General features: G+C 67.0%; 15 protein-coding genes. 3 read left to right on the top strand and 12 right to left on the bottom strand.

Annotated elements, in window-relative coordinates; all coding sequences use genetic code 11:
• Window positions 1–3: 3 nt before the first annotated feature.
• Genes NR101_RS02875 through lpdA form a run of 3 tightly spaced genes read left to right on the top strand, consistent with a single transcriptional unit; the run spans window position 4 to window position 3,804 of the window.
• Window positions 4–1,047 carry an alpha-ketoacid dehydrogenase subunit beta gene (locus NR101_RS02875; RefSeq protein ID WP_256773948.1) on the top strand — a complete coding sequence of 348 codons (1,044 nt, stop codon included), beginning with the start codon at window positions 4–6 and terminating at the stop codon, window positions 1,045–1,047.
• A 3-nt stretch (window positions 1,048–1,050) separates the two neighbouring features.
• Window positions 1,051–2,394 (top strand): dihydrolipoamide acetyltransferase family protein, encoded by a 1,344-nt coding sequence (locus NR101_RS02870; protein WP_256773949.1) that lies wholly within the window; start codon window positions 1,051–1,053, stop codon window positions 2,392–2,394.
• Between the two features lie 3 nt (window positions 2,395–2,397).
• Entirely contained in the window at window positions 2,398–3,804 is a 1,407-nt protein-coding gene (gene lpdA, locus NR101_RS02865) for a dihydrolipoyl dehydrogenase (protein ID WP_256773950.1), read from the top strand.
• A gap of 260 nt (window positions 3,805–4,064) precedes the next feature.
• Here the strand turns inward: lpdA and NR101_RS02860 are convergent, their stop codons facing one another.
• The 12 genes from NR101_RS02860 to rlmN all read right to left on the bottom strand — a co-directional run bounded on the left by NR101_RS02860 (window position 4,065) and on the right by rlmN (window position 21,340).
• Window positions 4,065–6,506 (bottom strand): M20/M25/M40 family metallo-hydrolase, encoded by a 2,442-nt coding sequence (locus tag NR101_RS02860; protein ID WP_256773951.1) that lies wholly within the window; start codon window positions 6,504–6,506, stop codon window positions 4,065–4,067.
• Window positions 6,507–6,929: 423 nt separating this feature from the next.
• Entirely contained in the window at window positions 6,930–8,495 is a 1,566-nt protein-coding gene (guaA, locus tag NR101_RS02855) for a glutamine-hydrolyzing GMP synthase (RefSeq protein WP_256773952.1), read from the bottom strand.
• A 118-nt stretch (window positions 8,496–8,613) separates the two neighbouring features.
• Window positions 8,614–10,071, bottom strand: a complete 1,458-nt coding sequence (guaB, locus tag NR101_RS02850) for an IMP dehydrogenase (RefSeq protein ID WP_256773953.1) — start codon at window positions 10,069–10,071, stop codon at window positions 8,614–8,616.
• A 291-nt stretch (window positions 10,072–10,362) separates the two neighbouring features.
• Entirely contained in the window at window positions 10,363–11,244 is an 882-nt protein-coding gene (gene folD / locus NR101_RS02845) for a bifunctional methylenetetrahydrofolate dehydrogenase/methenyltetrahydrofolate cyclohydrolase FolD (RefSeq protein WP_256773954.1), read from the bottom strand.
• 148 nt (window positions 11,245–11,392) lie between these two features.
• On the bottom strand, window positions 11,393–13,219 hold the full coding sequence (locus NR101_RS02840) for a monovalent cation:proton antiporter-2 (CPA2) family protein (RefSeq protein WP_256773955.1): 1,827 nt from the start codon (window positions 13,217–13,219) through the stop codon (window positions 11,393–11,395).
• A 251-nt stretch (window positions 13,220–13,470) separates the two neighbouring features.
• Window positions 13,471–14,610: a molybdopterin-synthase adenylyltransferase MoeB gene (moeB, locus tag NR101_RS02835; protein WP_256773956.1), complete on the bottom strand. Its 1,140-nt coding sequence runs from the start codon at window positions 14,608–14,610 to the stop codon at window positions 13,471–13,473.
• Between the two features lie 605 nt (window positions 14,611–15,215).
• Window positions 15,216–16,607 (bottom strand): ribosome biogenesis GTPase Der, encoded by a 1,392-nt coding sequence (der, locus tag NR101_RS02830; protein ID WP_256773957.1) that lies wholly within the window; start codon window positions 16,605–16,607, stop codon window positions 15,216–15,218.
• A 12-nt stretch (window positions 16,608–16,619) separates the two neighbouring features.
• Complete coding sequence (gene bamB, locus NR101_RS02825) at window positions 16,620–17,828, bottom strand: outer membrane protein assembly factor BamB (RefSeq protein WP_256773958.1); 1,209 nt, start codon at window positions 17,826–17,828, stop codon at window positions 16,620–16,622.
• Window positions 17,828–18,466 carry a tetratricopeptide repeat protein gene (locus NR101_RS02820; RefSeq protein WP_256773959.1) on the bottom strand — a complete coding sequence of 213 codons (639 nt, stop codon included), beginning with the start codon at window positions 18,464–18,466 and terminating at the stop codon, window positions 17,828–17,830. Before NR101_RS02820 ends, bamB begins: the two co-directional genes overlap by 1 nt.
• Window positions 18,467–18,525: 59 nt before the next feature.
• Window positions 18,526–19,395, bottom strand: a complete 870-nt coding sequence (locus NR101_RS02815; RefSeq protein WP_256773960.1) for a RodZ domain-containing protein — start codon at window positions 19,393–19,395, stop codon at window positions 18,526–18,528.
• Between the two features lie 6 nt (window positions 19,396–19,401).
• Entirely contained in the window at window positions 19,402–20,199 is a 798-nt protein-coding gene (gene pilW / locus NR101_RS02810) for a type IV pilus biogenesis/stability protein PilW (protein ID WP_256773961.1), read from the bottom strand.
• On the bottom strand, window positions 20,186–21,340 hold the full coding sequence (gene rlmN, locus NR101_RS02805) for a 23S rRNA (adenine(2503)-C(2))-methyltransferase RlmN (RefSeq protein WP_256774144.1): 1,155 nt from the start codon (window positions 21,338–21,340) through the stop codon (window positions 20,186–20,188). The genes pilW and rlmN overlap by 14 nt, the downstream gene beginning before the upstream one ends.
• Window positions 21,341–21,342: the final 2 nt, after the last annotated feature.

The following is a 21,342-nucleotide window of genomic DNA, read 5'->3' as shown; positions in this document are numbered from 1 at the left end:
CACATGAGCGGAATTGAACAGAACAACACCGGCGGCACGCCGATGACCATGATCCAGGCGCTGCGCTCGGCGATGGACGTGATGCTGGAACGCGACGACAACGTGGTGGTCTTCGGCCAGGACGTGGGCTACTTCGGCGGCGTGTTCCGCTGCACCGATGGCCTGCAGACCAAGTACGGCAAGCAGCGCGTGTTCGATGCGCCGATTTCCGAAAACGGCATCGCCGGCGCGGCGATCGGCATGGCCGCTTACGGCCTGCGCCCGGTCGCCGAAATCCAGTTCGCCGATTACATCTACCCGGCCTACGACCAGATCGTCTCCGAGGCGGCGCGCATGCGCTATCGCTCCGGCGGCAGCTTCACCTCCTCGCTGGTGTTCCGCACCCCGTGCGGCGGTGGCATCTACGGCGGCCAGACCCACAGCCAGAGCCCGGAGGCGATCTTCGCCCACGCCACCGGCCTGCGCACGGTCATGCCGTCCAACCCGTACGACGCCAAGGGCCTGCTGATCGCCTCGATCGAGAACGACGATCCGGTGATCTTCCTGGAGCCCAAGCGCCTGTACAACGGCCCGTTCGACGGTCACCACGACCGCCCGGTCACCGCGTGGTCCAAGTACCCGGACAACCTGGTGCCGGAGGGCTACTACAACGTGCCGCTGGACAAGGCCGCCATCGCCCGCGAGGGCAAGGCGCTCACGATCATCACCTACGGCACCACCGTGTGGGTGGCCAAGGCCGCCGCCGAAGATGCCGGGATCGATGCCGAAGTGATCGACCTGCGCAGCCTGTGGCCGCTGGATCTGGAGGCCATCGTCAACTCGGTCAGGAAGACCGGCCGCTGCATCGTGCTGCACGAAGCCACGCGCACCTGCGGCTTCGGCGCCGAGCTGGTCGCCCTGGTGCAGGAGCATTGCTTCTACCACCTGCAGGCGCCGGTGGAACGCGTTACCGGTTGGGACACCCCGTATCCGCACGCGCAGGAATGGGACTACTTCCCGGGTCCGTCCCGGGTCATCGATGCAATGCAGCGCGTGCTGGAGGACTGAACCATGGGACATCACGTCATCAAGATGCCGGACATCGGTGAAGGTATCGCCGAAGTCGAACTGATCACCTGGAAGGTCGAGGTCGGTGGCCCGGTCGCCGAAGACCAGGTCGTGGCCGAGGTCATGACCGACAAGGCCATGGTCGAGATCCCCTCGCCCGTGTCAGGCACCGTCGTCTCGCTGGGTGGCAAGCCCGGCCAGATGATGGCCGTCGGCAGCGAGCTGATCCGCCTGGAAGTGGACGGTGCCGGCAATGCCAGCGCCGCCAGTGCACCGGCCGCTGTCGCGGCGGCCGAACCGGTGGCTGCGCCCAAGGCGGCTGCGCCGGCCGCTGCACCTGCGGCCGCCGCCGAGGCTGCACCGGCAGCGGCGCCCGCCAAGGCCGCCGCCGCATCCGCACCCACCCCTGCCGCCAAGCAGGACGCGCGTGGTGCGGTCACCAATGGCGTACTCAACGCCGGTGAAGCCCCGCTGGCCTCGCCGGCCGTGCGCCGGCGCGCGTGGGACTTGGGGATCGAGCTGCGCTACGTGCCGGCCACCGGCCCGGGCGGTCGCATCCTGCAGGCCGATCTGGACGCCTACGCCGCCGCCGGTGGCAAGGCGCAGCTGGTCGGCGGCAGTGCCGGTGGCAGCAGCTACGCGCGCCGTACCGGCGAGCAGCAGGTGCCGATCATGGGCCTGCGCCGCAAGATCGCGCAGAAGATGCAGCAGTCCTGGACGACCATTCCGCATATCACCTATGTGGAAGAAATCGACGTCACGGAAGTGGAAGCGCTGCGCGCCAAGCTCAACGAGCGCTGGGCCAAGGAGCGCGGCAAGCTGACCCTGCTGCCGCTGCTGGCACGCGCCGTGGTGCTGGCCGCACGCGACTTCCCGCAGATGAACGCCCGCTATGACGATCAGGCCAACATCGTGACCCGCTATGAGGGCGTGCAGCTGGGCATCGCGACCCAGAGCGAGGTCGGCCTGTCGGTGCCGGTGGTCGCGCATGCCGAGTCGCTGGACCTGTGGCAGACCGCCACCGAAATCGCGCGCCTGGCCAACGCCGTGCGCGTGGGCAAGGCCACCCGTGAGGAGCTGTCCGGCTCGACCATCACCATCAGCAGCCTCGGTGCGGTGGGCGGTGTGGTCTCCACCCCGATCATCAACCATCCGGAAGTGGCGATCGTCGGCGTGAACCGCATCATCGAACGCCCGATGTTCCGCGAGGGCCAGGTGGTGGCGCGCAAGCTGATGAATCTGTCGTCCTCGTTCGACCATCGCATCGTCGATGGCATGGATGCGGCCGAGTTCGTGCAGGCGATCCGTACCCGCCTGGAAACCCCGGCCCTGCTGTTCGTGGAGTAAGCGATGTCCAATACCCTTCAAACCCAGTTGCTGATCATCGGCGGCGGTCCCGGCGGTTACATCGCCGGCATCCGCGCCGGGCAGCTCGGCGTCAAGACCGTCGTGGTCGAGGGCGTCAATCCGGGTGGCACCTGCCTCAACATCGGCTGCATTCCCTCCAAGGCGCTGATCCATGCCGCCGAGGAATTCGCCAAGGTCACCGCCTATGCGGCGGGCACCTCGCCGCTGGGCATCAGCGTCCAGGCCCCGTCGCTGGACCTGGCCAAGACCGTGGCGTGGAAGGCCGGCATCGTCAAGAAACTCACCGGTGGCGTCAGTGCACTGCTGAAGAAGAACGGCGCGCAGCTGATCAAGGGCTGGGCCACGATCGTCGACGGCAAGACCGTCGAGATCGCCGGCGCCGCCGAAGACGGCGGCACGCTGCGCATCACCTGCGAGCACCTGCTGCTGGCCACCGGTTCGGTGCCGGTGGAACTGCCGTTCCTGCCGTTCGGTGGCAAGGTCATCTCCTCCACCGAGGCCCTCTCGCCGACCTCGCTGCCCAAGCAGCTGATCGTCGTCGGAGGCGGTTATATCGGCCTGGAACTGGGCACGGTGTACCGCAAGCTGGGCTGCGAAGTGACGGTGGTCGAGGCCCAGGAGCGCATCCTGCCGGCCTACGACGCCGAGCTGACCAAGCCGGTGGCCACGCACCTGGAGAAGTCCGGCGTGAAGCTGCTGACCGGCCACAGCGTGCTCGGCCTGGCCGACAACGGCCAGCTGCGCGTGCGTGACAAGGACAGTAACGAAATCGCGCTGGACGCCGACCAGATCCTGGTCGCGGTCGGCCGTCGCCCGAAGACCGACGGCTTCAATCTCGAATCGCTGCAGCTGGATCTGGCCGGCAAGGCGATCAAGATCGACGACCAGTGCAAGACCTCGATGCGCAACGTGTGGGCGATCGGCGATGTCGCCGGTGAGCCGATGCTCGCGCACCGGGCGATGGCACAGGGCGAACTGGTGGCCGAGATCGTCAGCGGCAAGAAGCGCCACTTCGTGCCAGCCGCGATTCCGGCGGTGTGCTTCACCGATCCGGAAATCGTGGTGGTCGGGCTGTCGCCGGACGAAGCCAAGGCGCAGGGCATCGAGACCAAGGTCGCGCTGTTCCCGTTCGCGGCCAATGGCCGTGCGATGTCGCTGGAATCCACCGATGGCTTCGTGCGCGTTGTCGCGCGTAGCAGCGACCACCGCATCCTCGGCTGGCAGGCCGTGGGCGTGCAGGTCTCGGAACTGTCCATCGCTTTCGTGCAGTCCATCGAGATGGGCGCCACGCTGGAGGATATCGCCGGGACGATCCACCCGCACCCGACGCTGGGTGAGGCGGTGCAGGAAGCGGCGCTGCGTGCGCTGGGGCATGCGTTGCATATCTAGGCAGGTCCGGTAGGTCCGGAAGGTCCGGTAGGTCCGAGCCATGCTCGGACGCTTTGGCCCGGACGCTTTGGCTCCGATGCCTTGGCTCCGATGCCTTGGCTCCGATGCCTTGGCTCCGATGCCTTGGCCCGGATGCCTTGGCTCCGATGCCTTGGCAGGCACCCAAACAAACGGCCCGCACTGCGGGCCGTTTGTTTATCGCCAAAAGCAGCTCCAAGCCACGGTAGGTCAGCGCCACGCTCGGACGCATCCTGCTGGATCTATTCCACCACCCGCGTCGTCCCCAACACCCAGGTCATATCCGACGTGCCCCACGGCACGACATGCGCCGGCCGCGCCGGCAATGGCGCCGCATCACCCGGCCAGCCATCGATCCCGGCCGCCACCTGGACCTCGACCGGGCCGCTGTTTACCGGCCAGCGCAGCTCGATTCCCTGCGGCCCCGGCGCCTGCCAACGCAACCGCGACCAACGCTCGGCCTCATCCAGTAGCGGCGCATCCTCGCCCTGCAACTGCACCTTGGGCACCACCACACTGCTCTTCAGCCGTACCCGCAGATCGCGGGTGCCCACCGGTGCCAGGATGCGCAGCACCGCGTGGCCGGTCTCGGCATCGTGCGACGTCTCAAAGCGCACCGGCTCGGCCATCGCAATTGCCTCCGCTGGCGTCCCCATGGCGTCGGTCAGGTCCAGCGCCGGGACCGAAACATGCACCGTTTCACCCTGCCCTGCACCCAAGGCGTTCCGGCTCCAGTCCGACACCCCCGGCAGCACGCTGACCCGGTGGTACTGCTTGTTTTCCGGATCGGCCACGAAGATCACCTGCGACAATTCCGGATAGCGCTCTGGGTCGGAGCGGGTAAACGACGCAGCAGTGAGTACACCAGCGGCCACCAGCAGCGTGGCGATCGCAGCACCGGCAAGCAGGCGGCCGCTTCCGTGAGCCAAACGCACCCACGGCAGCAACAGCGCCGCCAGCCACGCGAACGGCAACGCAAGTACCTCCGGCGTGCCGAACCCGATCGCCTCGAACAGCTGCAGCGCAAAGTGGAAGACATGCGCCAATGCGAACGCGGTGATCACCGCCGCCACGATCACACGGGCGATCTGCAGCGGCACCTGCGCGGGCAGCAGCCAAGCGACTGCAGCCAGTGCCAGCAACGGCCACAGCAGCAGCGGCGCCAGCTCGGGCGCCAGCACCTGCACGATGGCGCCGATGAGCCAGGCAAGGCCCAGTGCACCCAGCCGCACGCTTTCGCCGCGTACCGCGCTACCGGCGCTGGTCCACGCCAGCAGCGCGACCAGCACACCCAGCACCAGGCCAATGACATCCACGCCGCCGCGCAGCGAGGCACAGGCCCCCACCAGCAGGGCCAGCACGGCAAACGGTTTACGCCCGGCCTTGCACAGCGTCAGTGCACCCAACGCCAGCACCACGCCGATGGCCAACAGTCCCTCGCCCGCCGCCAGCGTCGAGAATGCCGCCAGCAGGTCGCGGTTGTTCACCAGGCTGGCATCGCCACCGCCCAGCAACCGGTACGACACCCGCACCGCCAGGGCAACCGACAGCAATGCCAGCGGCCACCACGCCACACCACCGACCACGCCCCGCCAACCGCCCTGCTTGAACGTGGTACGGCGCGCGACCAGGACAAGGACGAGCAGTCCAAACGCCAGCACGCACCAGCCCGACCACATCGGCACGCCGATCATCCAGCCGCCCGGCAGATCGCTGTAGATCGCATCCCGCCTGGACGTCGGCAGGGTCGCGGAGGTTGCCAGTTGCCGTACCAGCGGCAGCACCTGCGCGCCCATGTGCTGCACGCTGCCCGGGTCCAGGTTGGCCACGCTCGCGGTGGCGGCGTGATAGTCGAACTGGCTCCCGATGATCGCGAAGTTCACGCCAGGAATGCCCAGCTTTGCCGGCACCGTGAAGTCGGTCCCATTGGGCATGTAGCGGTAAACGAAACCGGTCAACGAATTGCCCAGCGGCTGCGGCGCCAGCGATGCGAACGTCTTCAACAGCGCCGCATTGCCAGGTCCGGTTTCAAACAGCACCGCACGGCCACTGCTGCCGCGCGCCTCCAGGTTGATCGCCGTCCCGATCCGCGCGGCCAGCGGATGCGATGCAAAGAACGCGCGCGCACCCAACAGGCCAGCCTCCTCGGCATCGGTGAACAGGAACACCACGTCACGCTGCCGTGCATCTTTCTGCAGCGCACGGGCTATTTCCAGCATCACCGCAACGCCGAGGCCATCGTCGGCCGCACCGGGCGACTGGGCCACGCTGTCGTAGTGCGCCATCAGCAGCACCGCAGGCAAGCTGCGATCACGGCCCGGCAGTACGGCGACCACGTTCTCCACATTGGCCGCGCGCACACCGCGCCCGTCGCCCTTGCCGTACTCCGCAGCCGCATGCGCGCGCTGCACCGATGCCTGCAATCCCGCCTGCTGCAGATGCGTGACCAGGCCATCGCGCACCCGCGCCGCAGCGGCCGAGCCGGTGGGATGCGGTTCGGCGGCGATCCAGCGCAGGTGCTGCATGGCGCGCGCCGCCGAGAATTCGGCAGCGGCGATGCTGGCCGGCTGTGGCGGCGGCGTCTTCTGCGCGCTCCACGCAGACCATGCGGCAATGAAGATGCCGAGGAACAGAACGGGCAGCGTGTAGCGAGCGATATCACGGGCGGGCCGCCGCGCGCTCATGGGCGCACCTTGCGATCGAGCACGTTTGCCAAGCTGCAGGGAAGCGCAATCACGAGCACGGCGGGAATCCGGGAAAGATGACCTTCGCAGAATTACAAAGATATTTCCGATATGTCAAATTTTTTTCTGATCAGCCAATTCCGGATACTTCCCGACCCTCGTACGCCTGCGCCATCAACCGCTTGAGATCCGCTGAACCCCAGTGACCAACGGTCCTCGCATCACGCATGTTGGGTGCGAGCGGGTGCGAGCGGCAGGCGCAGATCGGCGTCGACATGAGAACAGCAGCAGACGGCTTTTTCTGCGGCACGACGGTGGCAACGCGGTGCGTAACGTACGACAGCCGGGCCGTCGCGCGCCCCTACCTGTCAGTACCGGTCGCACAATTGACGAGGGCGCCTCTCGGCGCCCTCGTCATTCAACTCATTCCCACTCGATCGTCGCCGGCGGCTTCCCCGAGATGTCATACACAACCCGCGACACCCCCCGCAACTCATTGATGATCCGGTTGCTCACCGTGCCCAGGAAGTCATACGGCAGGTGCGCCCAATGCGCCGTCATGAAATCGATGGTTTCCACGGCGCGCAGCGCAATCACCCACTCATACGCACGCGCGTCACCCACCACGCCCACCGACTTCACCGGCAGGAACACGGCGAACGCCTGGCTGGTCTTGTCGTACAGATCGGCCTTGCGCAGCTCGTCGATGAAGATCGCATCGGCCTTGGCCAGCAGCTCGGCGTACTCACGCTTCACTTCGCCAAGGATGCGCACGCCCAGGCCCGGGCCCGGGAACGGATGGCGGTACACCATGCTGCGCGGCAGGCCGAGCTCGACGCCGAGGCGACGCACTTCGTCCTTGAACAGCTCACGCAGCGGCTCAACCAGGCCCAGCTTCATGTGTTCCGGCAGGCCACCCACGTTGTGGTGGCTCTTGATCACATGGGCCTTGCCGGTCTTGCTGCCGGCCGACTCGATCACGTCGGGATAGATGGTGCCCTGCGCCAGCCACTTGGCGTTCTTCAGCTTGGTGGATTCTTCGTCGAAGATGTCCACGAACAGATTGCCGATGATCTTGCGCTTGGCTTCCGGGTCGCTCACGCCTTCGAGTTTGGTGAAGTAACGGTCCGCCGCGTTGACGCGGATCACCTTGACGCCCATGTGCTCGGCGAACATCGCCATCACCTGGTCGCCTTCCTGCCAGCGCAGCAGACCGGTATCGACGAACACGCAGGTCAGCTTGTCGCCGATCGCCTTGTGCAGCAGCGCCGCCACGACGGACGAATCGACGCCGCCGGACAGCCCCAGGATCACTTCGTCATCGCCGACCAGTTCGCGCACGCGGGCGATCTGGTCGTCGATGATATTGGCCGCGGTCCACAGCGTTTCGCAGCCGCACACGTCCACCACGAAGCGGCGCAGCAGCGCCTGGCCCTGCAGGGTGTGGGTCACTTCCGGGTGGAACTGCACGCCGTACCAGCGCTTTTCTTCGTTGGCCATCGCGGCCACCGGGATGCGATCGGTCACCGCGGTCACGGTGAAGCCTGGCGGCGCGACGGAGACGTGGTCGCCGTGGCTCATCCAGACGTTCAACTTCGGCTCGCCGCCGTGGTCGCTCAGGCCCTTGAACAGCGCATCCGGGTGCACGACGTTGACTTCGGCATGGCCGAACTCACGCTGGTCGGCCGCTTCGGTGGCGCCACCGAGCTGGGCGGCCAGGGTCTGCATGCCGTAGCAGATGCCGAAGATCGGCAGGCCGCTGTCGAACACTTCCTGCGGTGCGGCCGGCGCACCCGGCAGCGTGGTCGATTCCGGGCCACCGGACAGGATGATGCCCTTGGCGCCGAACGCGGCGATGTCGGCCGGGTTGTGGTCCCACGCCCAGATCTCGCAGTACACGCCGAGCTCGCGGATGCGGCGCGCGATCAGCTGGGTGTACTGGGCGCCGAAATCGAGGATGAGGATCTTGTCGTTATGGATGTTGGTCATGGTGCCCGGGCAATGCAGGAGTAAATACGGGAAACACAGCGTCGTTACCGGCGGCCGATAGAGAAAGAGGAACGGGAATCAGCTTCCTCGTTCCTCGTTCCTCTTTGCTCATGCCGCATCAGGCGCGGTAGTTCGGCGGCTCTTTGGTGATCTGCACGTCGTGGACGTGGCTCTCACGTTGGCCGGCGCCGCTGATCTTGACGAACTTGGGCTTGGTGCGCATGTCTTCGACGGTGCCGCAGCCCACGTAGCCCATGGTGGCGCGCAGGCCGCCCATCAGCTGGTGGATGATGCCGCCGACCGGGCCGCGATACGGCACGCGGCCTTCGATGCCCTCGGGCACCAGCTTGTCGGCGCTGGAGGCGTCCTGGAAGTAGCGGTCCTTGGACCCCTTCTCCATCGCGGCCAGCGAGCCCATGCCGCGGTAGCTCTTGTACGAACGTCCCTGGAACAGCTCGGTCTCGCCGGGCGATTCCTCGGTACCGGCCAGCAGGCCACCGATCATGATGGTGGAGGCACCGGCGGCCAGCGCCTTGCCGATGTCGCCGGAGTAACGGATGCCACCGTCGGCGATCAGCGGGATGCGGTCCTGCAGCGCCTCGGCGACCAGGTCGATCGCGGTGATCTGCGGCACGCCGACACCGGCGACCACGCGGGTGGTGCAGATCGAGCCCGGGCCGATGCCGACCTTGACCGCGTCCGCGCCGCTGTCCAGCAGCGCCAGTGCGGCTTCACCGGTGCAGATATTGCCACCGACGACCTGCACGTTCGGGAAGTGCTTCTTGACCCAGCTGACACGGTCCAGCACGCCCTGCGAGTGGCCGTGCGCGGTGTCCACCACCAGCACGTCCACCCCGGCAGCGACCAGCGCCTCGACCCGGCGGTCGGTGTCACCACCAACGCCGACGGCCGCGCCGACCAGCAGGCGGGTGGCGGTGTCCTTGGCGGCGTTGGGGTAATCGGTGTTCTTCTGGATGTCCTTGACGGTGATCAGGCCGCGCAGGGCGAACTCATCGTTGACGACCAGGATCTTCTCGATGCGGTTGCGGTGCAGCAGCTGCAGCACTTCATCGGAGGCGGCGCCTTCCTTGACCGTGATCAGGCGATCCTTCTTGGTCATGATGTGGCGGACCGGATCGTCCAGCTCGGTCTCGAAGCGCATGTCGCGATGGGTGACGATGCCGACCAGCTGGCCGCCGCCGTCCACCACCGGCACGCCGGAGATGTTGCGCGCCTGGGTCAGGGCCAGCACGTCACGGATGGTGGTTTCCGGGCCGACCGTGATCGGGTCGCGGATGACGCCGGCCTCGAACTTCTTGACCTTGGCCACTTCAGCGGCCTGCTGCTCCACGCTCAGATTCTTGTGGATGATGCCCATGCCACCGAGCTGGGCCATGGCGATCGCCAGGCGGGCTTCGGTGACCGTATCCATGGCCGCGGAAAGGATCGGAAGCTTCAGCCGCAGGTCGCGGGTCAGCCGGGTTTCCAGGCTGACATCCTTGGGCAGGATCAGGGAGTGTGCGGGGACGAGCGAGACGTCGTCGTAGGTGAGAGCTTCAGCCTGGATGCGCAGCATCGGCATACCCGAGATGTGGGGAAGCGCGACATTTTACCCTGATTCGGCCGCCTTGGGCAGGGGGCGGATGCGACGCTGTGTCGCGCCGCCGGACCCGGTAGAGCCGACCGTTGGTCGGCTGCTCTTGGCGCGGTGGCACACCGATCCACGCGCAGCCGACCAACGGTCGGCTCTACCCGAGATCACGGCCGCGCCAGATGCAGGTCGGCCCGGGATCACGGCCACAGCAGGTGCGGGTCGGCCCGGGATCACGGCCGCAGCAGGTGCCGACCGCGAGTCAGGACCAAGCGGTCAGAAGGCTTCCGCCGCCTCGATGGTGTTCTGCATCAACGTCGCCACGGTCATCGGCCCGACCCCGCCCGGGACCGGGGTGATCCAGCTTGCGCGCTCGGCCGCGGCCTCGAAGCCCACGTCGCCGACCAGGCGACCGTCGTCGAGGCGGTTGATGCCCACATCGATCACCACCGCGCCCGGCTTGACCCATTCGCCCGGGACGATGCCCGGACGGCCCACCGCCACCACCAGGATGTCGGCGTCACGCACGCTGCGTTCGAGCACATCGCGCGGGGTGAACTTGTGGCAGCTGGTCACGGTGCAGCCGGCGATCAGCAGCTCCAGCCCCATCGGGCGGCCGACATGGTTGCTCACGCCCACGATGGTGGCGTTGCGGCCACGCACCGGCTGGTCGGTGTGGCCCAGCAGCGTCACGATGCCGCGCGGCGTGCAGGGGCGCAGGCCGAACTCGCGCAGGGCCAGGTGGCCGACATTTTCCGGATGGAAACCGTCCACGTCCTTGCGCGGGTCGATGCGGTGGATGAGGCGGCTGGCGTCGGGGATGCCCGGCAGCGGCAACTGCACCAGGATGCCGTGGATCTTCGGATCGTGGTTGAGCTGGTCGATCAGCGCCAGCAGTTCGGCCTCGGTGGTGCCGGCCGGCAGGTCGTAATCGAAGGCTTCGATGCCGACCTTCTCGGCCGCGCGGCGCTTGTTGCGCACGTATACGGTCGAGGCCGGGTCACCGCCAACCAGCACCACGGCCAGGCCCGGGCGGCTGCCACCGGCGGCCAGACGGGCATCGACCCGGACCTTGAGGCTGTCCAGCAGGTCTTCGGCGATGCGGCGTCCGTCCAGGATGCGGGCGGGGGCGGCGGGGGCGGGGGTCGGTGAGCTCATCGAGGGCGGCAGGCGTGGGGGCGACGGTCGTCCATTGTCCCTGATTCAGGCCCCCTCGCCCACCGGTCGTGGTGGCCGCTGGCTCACGCCCCCATCCGCCCGGATGGCGCTGCATGGTTGCCGGCCAGCGGCCGGCACTACCTGATCGTCATTCCTCTTCCGGCAACGCGTCCGCGTTGAGGGTGCGCGCCTTGCGCTTGGGCGCGGTGAACGGCGTCGGCGTGGGTACGCCGGGCAGCGAGTTGCCATAGGTCATGTGCGCACCGGCGATGAGTCCGCCGCCAGCGATTTCCAGCTCGAAGCGCTCGGCATCGCGGCGACGGATCTCGCGGGCGATGGTCGCTGCATCCTCTTCGCCCAGGCCGAGTTCGACCAGCGCGGCCTCGCCGAAGGCGACCGCCGATTCGAACGTCTCGCGGATCTGGAAATCGACGCCGGCATGGATCAGGCGCAAGGAGTGTTCGCGGTCGAACGAGCGCACCAGCAGCTTGGCCTGTGGGAATTGGTGGGCGACCAGTTCGACGATGCGGTCGGCCTGCGCGCTGTCGTTGACGCACACCGCGATGGCACGCGCCACGCCGGCACCGGAGGCGTGCAGCACGTCCAACCGGGTGCCGTCGCCGTAGTAGATCTTGAAGCCGAACTTCTCCGCGCTCTGGATCATCTCGATGTCGTTGTCGATGATGGTCACGTCCACATCGCGCGCCAGCAGCGACTGGCTGGCGACCTGGCCGAAGCGGCCAAAACCGATCATCAACACGCTGCCGGACATGCCATCGGCCGCTTCCACGCCCTCCAGCGAGATCACCCGGTCGGGCATCAGCTTGTCGTGCAGCAGCACGAACAGCGGGGTCAGCGCCATCGACAGCACCACGATCGCGGTCAGGTTGGCGTTGACCTCTACCCCGATCACACCCGCCGCGGCAGCCGCGGAAAACAGCACGAAGGCGAACTCGCCGCCCTGCGCCATCACCACGCCCCGGTCCAGCGCCTGGCGGTGGTCGCTGCCCATGATCCGCGCCACCGCGTAGATGCACGCCGCCTTGGCCAGCATCAGCGCGAGCACGCCGGACACGATCAGCGGCCAGTTGTTGGCTACAACGGTCAGGTCCAGCGCCATGCCTACGCTGAGGAAGAACAGGCCGAGCAGGATGCCGCGGAATGGCTCGATGTCCGCCTCGATCTGGTGGCGGAAGGTGGATTCGCTGAGCAGCACGCCGGCCAGGAACGCGCCCATCGCCATCGACAGCCCACCCAGTTGCATCAGCAACGCCGCGCCGAGCACCACCAGCAACGCAGCGGCCGTCATCACCTCGCGCGCCTTGGCCGCGGCCAGGATGCGGAACAGCGGGTTGAGCAGGAACCGCCCCACCAGCACCAGCCCGACGATCGCGCCGGCACCGATGCCCACGCTGACCCAGCGCGAACTTTCACCGGCATCGGCCTGCACCGGTGCGATGAACGCGACCACCGCCAGCAACGGCACGATCAGCAGGTCTTCGAACAGCAGGATCGAGACGATCTTCTGGCCCGAGGGCAAGGCGATGTCGCCGCGCTCGGCCAGCAGCTGCATCACCACGGCGGTGGAGGTCAGCACGAAGCCGAACGCACCGATGAAGGCGACTTTGACCGGCAGGCCCAGCAACATGCACACCCCGGTGAGCACCGCGCCGCAGACCACGATCTGCAGCGTGCCCAATCCGAAGATTTCGTTGCGCAGCCCCCACAGGTGCGAGGGGCGCATCTCCAGTCCGATCACGAACAGGAACATCACCACGCCGAGTTCGGCGGTATGCAGGATGGCCTGGGGGTCGGCGAACCAGCCAAAACCGAACGGACCGATCGCCAGGCCCGCGGCGAAATAGCCCAGCACCGAGCCCAGCCCAAGCCGACGGAACAGCGGCACCATGACCACTGCCGCACCCAGCAGGGCGACCACTTTCACCAGTTCACTGGCACCTGCTTCCACCGCCATGCGGTTGTTTCCCCGGACTACATTGATGGAGACAACGATAGGGCAAAGCTTCGGATGGAAGTAGCGTGCGTGCTACGTTTTATCGTGCCGAAAACAGAACGATGACAGGACTCACTTGGCAGATCGTCCTGCAAACAGCGCGATGACACCACGCAGACCCGGTAGAGCCGACCCATGGTCGGCTGCTCGGCCTGCCTGAGACCGCGCCAAGGACAGCCGACCATGGGTCGGCTCTACCCTTCCACCCCGCATCAGATGCTGTTGCAGAACGCGGCGTAGTCGATATAGCCGGGGAAGGCCCTGCCGGGCGCACACAGGGGGCAGTCCGGATCGGGGCGCAAGCGCGTCTCACGAAAATGCATGCCCAACGCATCGAAGGTCAGCAGCCGCCCGACCAGCGGCTCGCCCATCCCCAGCAGCAGCTTGAGCACTTCGGTGGCCTGCAGCAGCCCGACCATCCCCGGCAGCACGCCGAGCACGCCGGCTTCGGCGCAGTTGGGCGCGAATTCGGGCGGCGGCGGCTCCGGGAACAGGCAGCGGTAGCACGGCGCCTGGCCACGATGGCGGCCAGCATCGAACACGCTGACCTGCCCGGTGAAGCGCTCCACCGCGCCGTACACCAGCGGGATGCCGTGCTGGATGCAGGCATCGTTGAGCAGGTAGCGCAGCGGAAAATTGTCCGAGCCGTCCAGCACCACGTCGACCCCGTCGAGCAGGGCATCCACATTCGCCGAGGTGACGCGCGCCTGCACCGCGTCGATGTCCAACTGCGGGTTCAGCGCCAGCAGCCGTTCGCGCGCCGACAGCACCTTGGGCGTGCCGATGCTGGCGTCGGTGTGCAGGATCTGCCGGTGCAGGTTGCTGCGCTCCACCACGTCATCGTCGGCGATGCGCAGGTGCCCTACCCCGGCGGCGGCGAGATAGAAACCGGCCGGCGCGCCGAGGCCACCGGCCCCGACCACCAGCACGCGCGCAGCCAGCAATGCCTGCTGACCGGCCACGCCCACCTGCGGCAGCAGCAGGTGACGCGCATAACGTTCGTTGAAATCCGCGTCGGCCTCGCTCTGCAGCGGTTGCACCAGCGGCAGGCCGTCAGCACGCCAGGCGGTGGTGCCGCCGTGGACCGACGCCACGTGGGTATAACCGTGATCCAGCAAGGCAAGCGCGGCGTCCATCGAACGCTTGCCGCTCTGGCAGATGAGGACGATCTCGCGGTCGGTGGCCGGCAGATGCGTCGCCGACGCGGCCAGCAGGTCGCTCTTGGCGATGCCCAGCGCGCCTTCGGCCATGCCGCTGGCCCGCTCGTGCGCCTCGCGGACGTCGATCAGCAGGGCGCCATGGGCGATGCGTGCGCGGGCCTGACCGGGGGTGAGTTCGGGAACGGTGCTCATGCGGGGATTATCGCGCAGACGCGCGGGGGAATTGGGGGGGGGCGGTAGAGCCGAGCCATGCTCGGCTGCTCCAGGCGTCGGTAATTGCCAGGTGCAAGAGCCTTGCCGAGCATGGCTCGGCACTACCGGGGTCGATCATTACCGCGCTGTGCGTGGCCTGCCGAGCATGGCTCGGCACTACCGGGGTCGATCATTGCCACGCTGTGCGTGGCCTGCCGAGCGTGGCTCGGCACTACCGGGTTCGATCATTGCCACGCTGTGCGTGGCCTGCCGAGCTTGGCTCGGCACTACCGGGTTCGATCGTTGCCACGCTGCGCGTGGGTTGCCGAGCATGGCTCGGCACTACCCGGTTCGATCATTGACGCGCTTTGCGTGGGCTGCCGAGCGTGGCTCGGCACTACCGGTTCGATCATTGCCGCGCTGCGTGTGGGCTGCCGAGCGTGGCTCGGCACTACCGGCTTCGATCATTGCCACGCTGCGCGTGGCCTGCCGAGCATGGCTCGGCACTACCCGGTTCGATCATTGCCACGCTGCGCGTGGTCTGCCGAGCATGGCTCGGCACTACCGGATGCGGAAGAGCCGGCTTTCGCCGGCTCTTCTTTGCATCATCGGCCCTTGACGTGCTTGATCAGGCGGCGCTTGCGCTTGACCTGGCGTTCGGTGAGGACGTTCTTCTTGCCTTCGTACGGGTTCACACCCTCGCGGAAGATGAACTGCACCGGCGTGCCGACCAGCTTGAAGCGCTTGCGGAAGAAGTTTTCCAGATAGCGCTTGTACGACTCCGGCAGATCCTTCAGGCGCGTACCGTGCACGATGAAGGTCGGCGGATTGGAGCCACCGGGATGCACGTAACGCAGTTTGGACACGTGACCACGGATCGCCGGCGGCGGGTTGGTCTCGTAGGCCACTTCCAGCGCCTTGTTGACTTCGCTGGTGCTGAACTCGTGCGTCGCCGAGGCATGCGCGGCGTGGATGCAGCGGAACAGCTCGCGCAGGCCCGAGCCATGCTTGGCCGAGATGCGCACCACTTCCGCCCACGGCACGAAACCGAGCTTGCGCGACACCAGGGCTTCAGCCTGCTCGCGCTGGTAATCGGTCAGGCCGTCCCACTTGTTGATGGCCACCACCAGCGCACGACCGGCATCGAGCACCGCGCCCAGAACGCTGGCGTCCTGGTCGGTGACGCCTTCGGACGCGTCCAGCATCAGTACGGCCACCTGGCACTGCTCGATGGCCTGCAGCGTCTTGATCACGCTGAACTTCTCGACCACTTCCTCCACGCGCGCCTTGCGACGCAGGCCGGCCGTGTCGATCAGGCGGTATTCGCGACCGTCGCGCTCCATGTCCACCGAGATCGAATCACGGGTGGTACCGGGCACTTCGGAGGCGATCATGCGCTCTTCGCCGAGCAGCAGATTGACCAGCGTCGACTTGCCCACGTTGGGGCGGCCGACGAAGGCAATACGCACGCGGCCGGGATCGTTGTCGAGGGTTTCGGTGGTGCCTTCTTCCGGCAACCGTTCCACCACTTCGTCCAGCAGATCGTCCAGGCCCTGGCGATGGGCGGCCGACACGGTCAGCATTTCGCCGAAGCCGTAGCGGGCGAACTCCGAACGCACGGTATCTTCGTTCATGCCGTCGATCTTGTTGATCAGCAGCACGGTCGGGCGCGCCAGCTTGCGCAGCCAGGACAGGATCTCGTCGTCCATCGGGCCCTCACGGGCGTCGACCACGAACAGGATCAGATCCGCCTCGGCGGCGGCGGCGCGGGCCTGGCGGGCGGTAGCACCGGCCAGACCTTCTTCTTCACCGGCGATACCGCCGGTATCGACCACCAGGAACGGGTGGTCTTCGTTAAGACGACAAACACCGTAATTACGGTCCCGGGTCACGCCGGGCTGGTCATGGACCAGCGCGTCGCGCGTACGGGTAAACGCATTGAACAGCGTGGACTTGCCGACATTCGGCCGTCCAACCAGGGCGACCAAGGGCAGCATCGCGGTAACTCCTTATTGTGCCAACCGGAATGCGGTCAGCTTTCCATCAACGTTCTGCACCAGCAGAATCCCATCGGCGGCTACCGGTTGCGCCAGCAGGGCGTCGCCGCCACTTTTGGCGCGAGCTGCGAACTCGCCATTGTCGGTCCGCAACCAGTGCAGATACCCCTTGTAGTCGCCGACCACGACATAGTCGCCCTGCAGCGCCGGACCGGTCAGCGAGCGCCGGGCCAGACCGGTCTGCGACCACATCGCGGTGCCACTGTTCTTGTCCAGGCCGAACACGCCGCCCTTGTTGTCGGTGACGAACACATTGCCCGAGGTCAGGGCCACGCCACCGGCGCCACCATGGTCACGGGTCCACAGCGGACGCCCGGTCGGGCCTTCGATCGCCATGGTCTGGCTCTTGAAGCTGCTCACGAACAGCGTATTGCCTTCCAGCACCGGGGCGCCGTCCACGTCGGACATGCGCTCCAGCTCGGTGCGGCCTTCCCCGTTGGCGACCATCTGGTCCCACACGGTGCGGCCGTCGGTCATCGCCAGCGCAGACACGCTGCCGTCGTCGTTGCCGATGAACAGCACGCCCGGGCCGGCCACCACCGCCGCATTGCCGCGCACGGTCAGTGCCGGCAGCTCGCGCGGGTTGAACCAACGCTGGGTGCCGTTGCCGGCGTCCAGCGCGGTCACGCGACCGTCGTTGCTGCGCACGAACACCATGCCCTGGCCAACGGCCGGGGCGGAAATCACTTCGCCGGTCACCTTGCCACGCCACTTTTCGGTGCCGTCGTTGGCATCGAGGGCGATCACCTGGCCGTCGAGCGTACCGATCACCACCAGGCCTTCGCCGACACCGGGGCCACCAGACAGGCGCAGCTTGGGCTTCTTCTTTTCCTTGGCCGGCTCCCAGGTCCAGACCTTCTTGCCGGTCTGCAGGTCGATGGCGTGCACGCCACCGTAGATCGCCGCCGCATACACGCGGCCATCGGCCACGGCCGGGCCCTGGCGCACGCCGATGCGCTTCTCGCCCTTGCCGACGTTGACGCTCCAGAGCTTGTCGACCTTGACGGTCGGCTCGAACTTCACCAGTTCCGCCGGCTCGAGGGCCTTCTTGGCGGCCGCGTCCTTACCGGCGAACCAACCCTTGACGGTGGTGCAGCCGGACAACGCCACGCCCAACAGGACCAGGGTGGCAACGCGCTTGATCATGACCATCTGCTTCATTACACCGACTCCGCAGCATCGGTGACGTTGCCACCGGCATCCGTCACTTTGGTTTCAAGCAGACGCCGCTGCGGCGCTGCCACGTCCAGCGTCTTGAGCGCCTTCTCATACTGTTGCCGGGCAGCATCACGCTTGCCCTGCGCCATCAACACGTCGCCATGGATTTCCAGGCTGGCGCTGTCGGTGGCGTCGCCGAGCGCCTTGAGCGCCTCGTCATGCTTGCCGGTGGCCAGCAGCAGGCGCGCGATGCGCTGCTCGATGACCGGCTGGAACTCCGGGTCGGCCTTGATCGCGCGCAGGGTCGCCAGCGCGTCATCATTCTTGTCGGCTTCGACCTGGGCCTTGGCCAGCTGCAACGCGGCCAGGTCCGAATAGATGTTGGCCTTGCCGTCGTCGAGCGCCTTCACGCCCTTGGCCGCTTCCGCCAGGTTCTTGTCCTGCAGGTGCTTGAGCACCGCCTGGTACTGGACATTGGCGCCAGCAAGCGAGTTGCTGTGCTCCTTCTGCCACCACTGCCAACCGGCGATGCCGCCGATGGCGATCGCCACACCGGCGAGGATGCTGACACCATTCTTCCGCAGCCAGCCGCGGACGCGTTCACTTTGTTCGTGCTCGTCGAGCAGGTCGTCGATCGCCATGCGTACTCTCGCCCCGCCTGTGAAGGAGGAGCTGTTTGAATTGGATTGGGAAACGCGGCTCAGTGCGGAACTGGGGCCACGGAGCCGTCAGAGGATACCGTAAAGCGTGCCACGTTGGCTCGCTGGTAGGGCGAAAGGTCGACGATAGTGCCGGCCTGCTGAACCTCGACCGCCGACGCGTTGCCGAGCGTCATGCGCCCGACCTGACCGGGGCTGAAGCTGCGGGTGTCGCCGGACTTGATCAGGGCCTTTTCGACGGTACTGCCGTCCGGGGCGGCGATGTCCACCCAGCTGTCAGCCTTGAACTGCAGGCTGAGCGCGCCGGTCGGTGCCGTCGCGGCGGTGGCCGGGCGCGGCACCGGGGTCAACGAGGCCAGGTAAGGCGCCGACGGCGCGGACGGGGTGGCCACGATCGGGGCCGCGTCCGGGCGGACCGCCTCGGCCGGGGCCGGACCGCCGCTCATCGGCACCGCGGCCGGGACAACGTCCAGTGAAGCGGTGCTGGGCGCGGGGGCGCTGCCATCGAAATGACCACGGGTGGCAAACCACACCGGCACCGCCAGAACGGCGGTGATACCGACATACAGTACCCGGCGACCGAGACTCTCGGCGATGCGGCGGGCCCGCGGGGTATGCGTATGGCTGACCAGCTGCGGCGGCACCACCGGGCCGATGCTGGCCTGTTCCAGCACGTCGCCCAGGTCGACCTTCAGCAGCCGCGCGTAACTGCGCAGCTGGCCGCGCACGAACACCGGCGCGCCAAGGCGCTGCCACTGCTCATCTTCAAGCGATTTCACCACCTGCATCGGCATGCGCAACTGCTGCCCCACTGCTTCGAGCGTCAGTCCTGCCGCTTCCCGCGCCTGGCGGAGACGAGCTCCACAGCCGGCGGCGGTATCAAAAGCGTTCACAGTCTGGTCATCAATCACAATGCTTCAACCCCGGGGATTAGGTGCCGCATCCTGCGGAAATTCGTTGCGAATTCGCTGCAGATAGCGGCCGGATGCCACGTCGTCGCCGAGCTGCGCCTCGATTTGAGACGCAAGTTGTAACACGGAACGTGTGGCCGGTGCAGCCGCGAGACGACGTTGCGAGAAGGCCCGGGCCTCGAAATACCGGCCTTGGGCGAACTCGCTGCGGGCCATCGACTCGAGGGCATAGGCGTTGGTCGGGTCCAGTTCGATGGCGCGACGCAGGTCGCGGGCGGCCCGTTCGGACTGCCCCGCATCGAGCGCGCAGCCGCCGGCATTGGCCAGCGCCGAGCCCGGCGTGGCGTAGCCGGGGGCCGCCATGGCGCGGTCGAACCAGACCAGCGATTCGGCGGCCTGGCCATGCGTACATAGCCAGGCGCCATAGTTGTTGAGTGCATCGCCCTGCCCCGGGGCCACGTCGACGGCCTTGCGGTACAGGGTGCCGGCCTCGGTGTCGGCACCGCGCTGGCTGGCGATGTTGGCCAGCAGCAGGTACGCGTCCGGGCGGCTGCCATCGATCTTCACCGCCGCGCGCGCCTTCTTTTCCGCCGCCTGGGCCTGGCCGGCGCGGAACGCTTCGGTGGCCAGGGTCATCTGGTCCTGGTAACCGACCCGCTGCCGGATCGACGCGTTGTCGCGGACCTCGTACACCGGCGCGACCGCCAAATTGCCGGTGGGCGGCCTGATACCTTGTTTACCGCAGCCGACCAATGCCAGCGCGATGAAAACAACGGCTGGCAATCGGATATCAGGCAGCGGCATCCCGGCTTTTCCCTTCCTGCAATGTCTTGTTGAACTCGGCCTGGCGACGCGTGCGGTCCATCACCTGGCCCTTGAGCTGACCACAGGCGGCATCGATGTCGTCACCACGGGTGCGTCTCACCATGGTGAGCACCTGCGCATCCAGCAGGATCTTCTGGAACGCGCGGATTTCGGTATCGCCGGAACGCTCGTAGCGCGTGCCCGGGAACGGATTGAACGGAATAAGGTTGACCTTGCCTGCGTGCGAGGCCTGCACGGCGTTGTCGAACTGGCGCATCAGCCGCGCCAACTGCCGGGCATGCTCGGGCTGGTCGTTGATGCCCTTCATCAGGGTGTATTCGAAGGTGACCGATTCGCGGCGCTTGTTGGCGCGCAGGTAGCGCGCGCACGAGGCCATCAGCTCGGCGATCGGGTACTTCTTGTTCAGCGGGACCAGCGTCTCGCGCAGCGCATCGTTGGCCGCGTGCAGCGACACCGCCAGCGACACATCGCTTTCCGCCGACAGCCGATCGATCTGCGGCACCAGGCCGGAGGTCGACAGGGTCACGCGCTTGTTGGCCAGGCCGTAGCCCAGGTCGTCGCGCATCACGCTCATGGCGCGCACGACGTTGTCGAAATTCATCAACGGCTCGCCCATGCCCATCATCACCACATTGGTGAGACGACGCTGCTTGTGCGGGATGTTGCCCAGATGACGCGCGGCCACCCACACCTGGCCGATGATTTCGGCGGTGGAGAGGTTGCGGTTGAAGCCCTGGGTGGCGGTCGAACAGAACGTGCAGTTCAGCGCGCAGCCGACCTGCGAGGACACGCACAGCGTGCCGCGGTTCTTGTCCGGGATGTAGACCGCTTCGATGGCATTCTTGCCATCGCTGCCCATCGCCAGCAGCCACTTGTGGGTGCCGTCGGCGGAGGGTTTGTCGAACACGATGTTCGGGACCAGGACCTCGGCATGCTGCTTGAGCTTGGCGCGCAGCGCCTTGCCCAGGTCGGTCATCTCATCGAAATCGGTGACGTAGTGGTGGTGGATCCACTTCATCACCTGATGGGCGCGGTAGCGCGCTTCGCCGAGCGTGTCGGCGAAGAAGCGCTCCAGACCCTCGCGATCGAGGTCGAGCAGGTTCTGCTTGGCCACCGGCATGC

Origin of the sequence: Stenotrophomonas sp. Ste86, from assembly GCF_024519465.1 — a bacterium.
In the GTDB taxonomy this organism is placed as follows: Bacteria; Pseudomonadota; Gammaproteobacteria; order Xanthomonadales; family Xanthomonadaceae; genus Stenotrophomonas.
Note: the sequence above shows the minus strand (reverse complement) of the source record. Positions and strands in the feature narration are given on the sequence as shown.